The 6,000-nt window shown below is 47.1% G+C and carries 7 protein-coding genes; 2 read left to right on the plus strand and 5 right to left on the minus strand.

Translation table 11 applies throughout. The features are described from left to right. Window positions 1–90: 90 nt before the first annotated feature. Together WMO64_RS05020 and WMO64_RS05025 are read right to left on the minus strand one after the other, a co-directional pair. Window positions 91–282 carry a hypothetical protein gene (locus WMO64_RS05020; RefSeq protein ID WP_000841357.1) on the minus strand — a complete coding sequence of 64 codons (192 nt, stop codon included), beginning with the start codon at window positions 280–282 and terminating at the stop codon, window positions 91–93. Window positions 283–413: 131 nt separating this feature from the next. Further along, entirely contained in the window at window positions 414–611 is a 198-nt protein-coding gene (locus WMO64_RS05025; RefSeq protein ID WP_001909500.1) for a helix-turn-helix domain-containing protein, read from the minus strand. Window positions 612–693: 82 nt separating this feature from the next. Here WMO64_RS05025 and WMO64_RS17135 point away from each other — a divergent pair, with 82 nt between their 5' ends. After that, a complete protein-coding gene (locus WMO64_RS17135; protein ID WP_021659603.1) occupies window positions 694–1,155 on the plus strand; it encodes a hypothetical protein in 462 nt (153 codons plus the stop codon). A gap of 41 nt (window positions 1,156–1,196) precedes the next feature. Here the strand turns inward: WMO64_RS17135 and WMO64_RS05035 are convergent, their stop codons facing one another. The 3 genes from WMO64_RS05035 to tet(W) all read right to left on the minus strand — a co-directional run bounded on the left by WMO64_RS05035 (window position 1,197) and on the right by tet(W) (window position 4,652). Continuing rightward, a complete protein-coding gene (locus WMO64_RS05035; RefSeq protein WP_000456787.1) occupies window positions 1,197–1,964 on the minus strand; it encodes a class I SAM-dependent methyltransferase in 768 nt (255 codons plus the stop codon). A 231-nt stretch (window positions 1,965–2,195) separates the two neighbouring features. Continuing rightward, on the minus strand, window positions 2,196–2,651 hold the full coding sequence (locus WMO64_RS05040; protein WP_001071126.1) for an XRE family transcriptional regulator: 456 nt from the start codon (window positions 2,649–2,651) through the stop codon (window positions 2,196–2,198). Window positions 2,652–2,732: 81 nt separating this feature from the next. Further along, window positions 2,733–4,652, minus strand: coding sequence for a tetracycline resistance ribosomal protection protein Tet(W) (gene tet(W) / locus WMO64_RS05045; RefSeq protein ID WP_000691721.1), 1,920 nt, complete (start codon window positions 4,650–4,652; stop codon window positions 2,733–2,735). Window positions 4,653–5,367: 715 nt separating this feature from the next. Here tet(W) and WMO64_RS05050 point away from each other — a divergent pair. Continuing rightward, window positions 5,368–6,000: tetratricopeptide repeat protein (locus tag WMO64_RS05050; protein WP_435412050.1), on the plus strand; the 633-nt coding region annotated here is incomplete at its 3' end.

Raw genomic sequence — 6,000 nt, forward strand, 5'->3', positions numbered from 1 at the left:
TATTCAGTTTTGAAAGTTCAGGTCAGGTTGGCCCGATGATGGATAGCACAATAAATTCCTGTTTTCCCTTTAAGGCATTGTGCATTTTTTCTATTTCTCTTGATGATTATTTTTTTCATAATCAATCAATGTACCTATAACAATTCCAATCAACATTCCGATACCTGCACAAATAGAAATAGCAAAAAGATTTTGCAAAAACGCCCATGCCAACACACCTATGCAACCACCGACAATAAATCCTGTTAATAAGCCAATAGTTAAGTATTTATTACTTTTCATATTGCTATATCTCCCCTAAAAGTATATTTGTCGTTGGTTCTATTATACTATGACCTGCTTCCTTTAGGAATAGATGAATTGTAAACTGGCTGGAGTGAAACCGCTAATGACAGCCAGTGTTTGTTCTTTGTTTATCGGTCAAAGCGAAATTTGAACAGGGCGGCAATGAGCTGTTGCTTTATATGTTCCTCAACTTCGGCGTTGACTTTCCCGTGTACTTTGGAACAGTAGCGGATATATCCGGCATAGTGGGAAAGAATGGTGTCGATTGCGTCCGGGTCGCCCTCATGGGCTTTGACGATTGTTTCATAGGGGAGAAGTTTACTCATAGTCATTTCCCTCCATGAGCCGCCTTAACCGCTGCAAGGCAAGCCGGATATGCCGCCCCGCTGTGCTGCGTGTCCGGCCAATATGTACGCCGATCACTCGCTGCGGCTGGCGCAGGAAATAGTAACGAAAAATTTCTTCCTGCGTCTGCTCCGGCAAAAGGGCAAGGGCGGCGGCAAGCTCCGCATGATACAGAACGGCGGTCTGGCCGCAGGCGGTAAAAAGATATTCTTCAAGCTACTCCGGCTCGGCAAGCTGGACAAACTTTTCACTCATCAGATAATCAAGGGAAACTTCCCGTTCCCACCTCCGGCGCAGCTTCAAGATTTTATCTATGGCTGCGTGACGAATGACTACCTTGCAAAAGGCATTGAATGTGTACTGGATATGCACCTTGTAGGCTTCATCTTCGGTCATGGAAATTCCCCCTCTCTGAATAATAGTGCGGGGCGGCAGTACTCCTTGCTGTCGCCCCTTGATTGCCTACCAGCAAAGACGGGCGGGGCTGTCAACGACGGCGCGAAGCGGCGTTCATTTTATCGTTGACTGGCTCGGCTGGGTTTGCTATTTACCCGACAAACTTGAATTTATTTTAAGCTATCACGTTTTACCTTCTTAAGCCTTACTATCATTACCATAGGAATTTCTTTGTTGGTTTTGAAACATTCTTCATAAAATCCATCAATGACAAATCCAGCTCTAAAACAAAGGTTAAAAATATCTTGTATGGAACGATGATAATAAATCTGCTCTTTCGGTTGCCCTTCAATCGCTATATCATAGTAACTGTGCGGTGTCATATATTTTTCAGTCAACGTGACAAAACAAGGGTGTTGCGTTGCAAAGACAAAAATTCCGCTTTCCTGCAACAGTTCATAAACAGCCATAAGAAGTGGTTCAATGTCCGTAATATCCATAATTGCCATATTAGAAACTGCTTTCGTAAAGGCTCGATTTCTTTTTAATTCTAATATACTTTTTCTATCGGTCGCATCCGCCACACAAAATTCAATTTGTTTTGCATATTGTGATTGCCGTCTTTTAGCCAATTCTATCATTTTTTTGCTGTAATCAAAAGCGACAACCGAAGCACCTCTTTGTGCAAGATACGAAGAATAATTTCCATTGCCACACGCAATATCCAAAATGTAATCCGCAGGATTAGGAGATAGAAGTTCCGTTACTTTGGGGCGCACTACCTCTCTGTGAAATTCATTAGATTCGTCACCCATTGCATTATCCCAAAATTGTGCGTTCTCCTCCCAGATTTTTTTACTTTCCTCTGTTCCCATGTTCTCTCCCACTCCCAAAATTTGCTTTTTTGCTTCCATTAAATCTTCCTTACTATATTCCATTGTTACCCTCCATAACTTCTGATTGTTGTCGTCTTGACTATTATGTATCTTTTCTTTCCAAAATGGTATAGGCTTTTATTTTTGTAATGCTGCAAAACTTTTCTTCTGTAAGGTATTCAAAGGATATTTCCCTTTGCCGCCGCTTGCATTAAGCCGCCGCTATTGGAAAGCCAAAAGCAGCGGCTTTTTTTACTCGGTATTACCGAAAAGTATAGAAAGCAGGATATGTCATCATTTGTCATTTCTTCTCAATGTAATAACTGCATGGCATATCAAGCCAAATACAAGAGAAAAACAGCCACCGCCAAATAGTGATGCTCCCCACCCTGCACCTGACATTGTCATAAAACCGCCAACAAAGAAAATACCAATGCCAAGAAATATACCAACACCATAAAAAAGTCCAATTGCCATATCGTACTTATTAAATTGTCGTTTCTCCTTTTTTTCATATGTTTCCATCTTTGTTATTACCTCCTTCGCAAAATCGTCCATGTTGACTCCAAAAAGAAAGCAAATTTTTTTCAACATATTTAAATCGGGTTCATTAACATCTCTCTCCCAATTCGATAGTGCCTGCCGGGTAACATTCAATTCCCCGGCTAGTTCTTCCTGTGTCATTCCCAATTGTGTTCGCAGATGACGTATTTGCTTTCCTGTTGTAATATTCGTCTGTTCCTGGTTCAAAATAGTTTCTCCTCTCTGATACTGATTTTATCAATGATATTTCGCAATAGCCAGCAATGAACGCTTGCATTGCGCAAGACGTTACATTATCTTCTGAAACATATAGCGCACCTTGTCCAGGCGGCTGTTTGGACGGCGGGGCTGGATGACTGGCTTGCCGACAGCGGCCTGATACCCTTTCAGTTCTGTAAGGCATACGCTCTGCCCGTTGGTGTAAAAGGCCAGATCAGTACGGTATGCCTGTATACAGCGGGCGGGAATCTCGCCAGTAAAGACAACTTCATCCTTTTTTACCTGGACCGTTTCGATGGTGGCACAGTATTTCGGTGCATCATGATAAGCCCTGGAAAGATATTCCCGGGGCGCATAGAGGGTGAAGGAGAGATAAGGTTCCAGCAGTTGCGTCCCTGATTCCTTCAATGCCTGTTCCAATACAATCGGGGCCAATGAGCGGAAGTCCGCCGGCGTGCTGACCGGACTGTAATAAAGCCCGTATTCAAAGCAAATCTTACAGTCCGTTACGTTCCAGCCGAACAAGCCCTGCTCCAGCCCGTAACGGATACCATCCCTGACAGCGTTTTGAAAACTCTGGTTCAAGTATCCCAGCGAAACCCGGCTCTCGTATTGTACACCGGAGCCAAGCGGGAGTGGTGTAACAGACAGTCCGATGGATGCCCAAAACGGGTTGGGCGGCACCTCGATATGGATGGTGTGGCTGGCTGCTTTGAGCGGCCGCTCCATATAAATGACGGTGGGTTCCTTTACCACTGTTTCAAGCTTGTATTTTTCCGACAGCAAAGCGGAAACAACCTCCAACTGCACCCGGCCCAAAAAAGAAAGAATGATCTCATGGGTGATGGAATCCACCTCGCAGCGCAAAAGCGGGTCAGTATCCGCAAGTTGCGTAAGAGCGTCCAGCAGCCGTTCTCTTTGCGCTGCCGTTTTCGGCGCAATCGACGTCCGCAGCATGGGGAGGGGGTCCTCACGCCACCTTTTACGAGGGAGCCGGGTTGGGTCCCCTAATACATCGTTTAACCTCACGCTGTCGCTGGGAAGGATAACAATTTCACCCGGATAAGCGGTGTCTGTCCGAACAATTTCCCCTTTGGATGGAATACGCATCTCTGTGATTTTCAGCTTTTCTCTCCCGGCCAGGGCCACCGTATCCCGCAGGCGCAGCGTTCCGCTGTATAGCCGTAGATAGACACGCCGCTGGCCGCAATCTGTATACTCCACCTTGAAAACGCTGCCGCATAGGGCGGCGCTCCCCTGTTCCCCAATCGGTTGGAACAGCCCTGTCACCGCATCCATCAACGGTTGAATGCCAAGGCCCTTTTTGGCGCTGCCATAATAGACCGGGAACAGGGAGGCGTCTTGAACCCGCCGCTGTTCCTCCCGCACAAGTTTTTCCCGGCTGATTGGTTCTCCTGCGATATACTTTTCCAATAATTTATCGTTATTTTCGATGACCGCATCCCATGCTTCTATGTCGGTATTTTCCTCCAGGACTATTTCCGGGGACAGCGACACCGTCTGCTTGATGATAATATCGGCGGAGAGCTTATCCCGAACAGACTGAACCACGCTCTGCAAATCAACGCCAGCCTGGTCGATCTTGTTGATAAAGATAACGGTGGGAATGTTCATTTTCCGCAGGGCATGGAACAGAATACGGGTCTGGGCCTGCACGCCATCTTTAGCGGAGATCACCAAGATGGCCCCATCTAAAACAGCCAAAGAGCGGTACACCTCCGCCAAAAAATCCATGTGGCCGGGCGTATCCACAATGTTGACTTTACATCTGTGCCACTGGAAGGAAGTGACTGCCGCTTGAATGGTAATCCCACGCTGCCGCTCCAAAAACATGGTGTCCGTCCTCGTTGTCCCTTTTTCGACGCTCCCCGGTTCTGAAATGGCTCCGCTGGCATATAGCAGGCTCTCCGTCAAGGTCGTCTTTCCAGCGTCTACATGGGCAAGAATTCCAATATTGATTATTTTCATGTGATTGTCCTCCCTTTACTGCCCCGAAGGGCATAAAAATCCCCAGCAGTAAAATACTTTTACCACTGGGGATGATAATTTGCGGACATACACATATACAGCATACACCTGTTTGTGAGTGCTGTTTTTGGGGATATGTCAAAATTGATAAGGCAAAAGTATTCTTAAATTGGGTACAAAAAACTAAGCCCCTACAAAAGGGACTATCATAATCCTTTGTTCCCACTATTTGATTATAGTTTTATTTAAGAATACCTTGCCGCATATTTTTTACTCCTTTTCTGGAATTGAATTATTATATCACATCAGTTTTAGGAAAACAAGTATCTAAAAGAAATTTTTCTTCCCCTTATATGTAACAATCATACCGGCTTCCTAACGTTCAGAATGGTTTCTACTGTCTGCTGCGGTGTTTGGTTGGAATTGTCCAGCCAAAAGCCGATCCGTGGTGTTGTCTGCATTTTACTAAATACAAATTCAATGTATACAGAAAGAAATATATAAGGAGTGGGAGGGATTCCGCCGTAGTCGGCATTGTAGGAAAATCCAAAAGTTTAGATTTTCTCAAAATGCTTATCTTTTGGTCTTTGGTTCGGAATAGTGTAGTGCTGGCGGTCTATCTATTGTTTTCGGTTGCTTGCTTCTTTACCGTACATGAGCATTCAACAAGGGCTTGTCCCATATCAAATGATTTATGATCAAGGAGAAGATTGAGATGGCAGAGAAGAACATGAAGTATGAGCCGCTGGACCCGGATGAGAAGCTGCTGGCGGAGGTAAACGAAAAGCTGAAGACAGACCCCTGCAATCCGGAGCTGTGGTACCAGAAGGGGTTGCAGCACACCTGGAAGGGGGAGAACGAGATGGCGCTCCACTGTTTCTCCACAGGCCTGATCTACGCGCCTTTCCACGCCTCCCTCCGGACCTGGCGGGGCCGCAAGCTGATGGGGCAGTCCGACTATACGATGGCCATCTCCGAGCTGGCCACCGCCTCCGCCCTCAACCCCATGGACTGGGAGGCGTGGTACTACCAGGGCGTGGCCGCATATCTGGAAGGGCTCTATGAGCACGCCAAGATGTGCCACACAAAGGCCCGCCACCTCATCGCCAAGCACGACCCCCTGTGCCTGGCCGCCACGGTGGACTGGTACTGGATGACCTGCATGAAGCTGGGCGAGCGGGACGAGGCCAAGCGGGTGGTGGATATCCTCTGCCACGCCGAGGGCTACCGGGCGGGCATCGCCTCCAACCACGCCGACGTGGAGCACTGGAGGCCCAGACACGGCAAGACCATGGACGACTTCCGCGCCGCCGTCCGGGCGGCCATGGGCGGGGACGGCCAGACGGAG

This window comes from Pseudoflavonifractor intestinihominis (genome assembly GCF_040096055.1).
Lineage (GTDB): Bacteria > Bacillota > Clostridia > Oscillospirales > Oscillospiraceae > Pseudoflavonifractor > Pseudoflavonifractor intestinihominis.

Bases quoted from the DNA above. Each gene is read 5' to 3' on its own strand.
- WMO64_RS05020 (WP_000841357.1), bottom strand. From the start codon at position 282: ATGAAAAGTAATAAATACTTAACTATTGGCTTATTAACAGGATTTATT.
- WMO64_RS05025 (WP_001909500.1), bottom strand. From the start codon at position 611: ATGAGTAAACTTCTCCCCTATGAAACAATCGTCAAAGCCCATGAGGGC.
- WMO64_RS17135 (WP_021659603.1), top strand. From the start codon at position 694: ATGTACGCCGATCACTCGCTGCGGCTGGCGCAGGAAATAGTAACGAAA.
- WMO64_RS05035 (WP_000456787.1), bottom strand. From the start codon at position 1,964: ATGGAATATAGTAAGGAAGATTTAATGGAAGCAAAAAAGCAAATTTTG.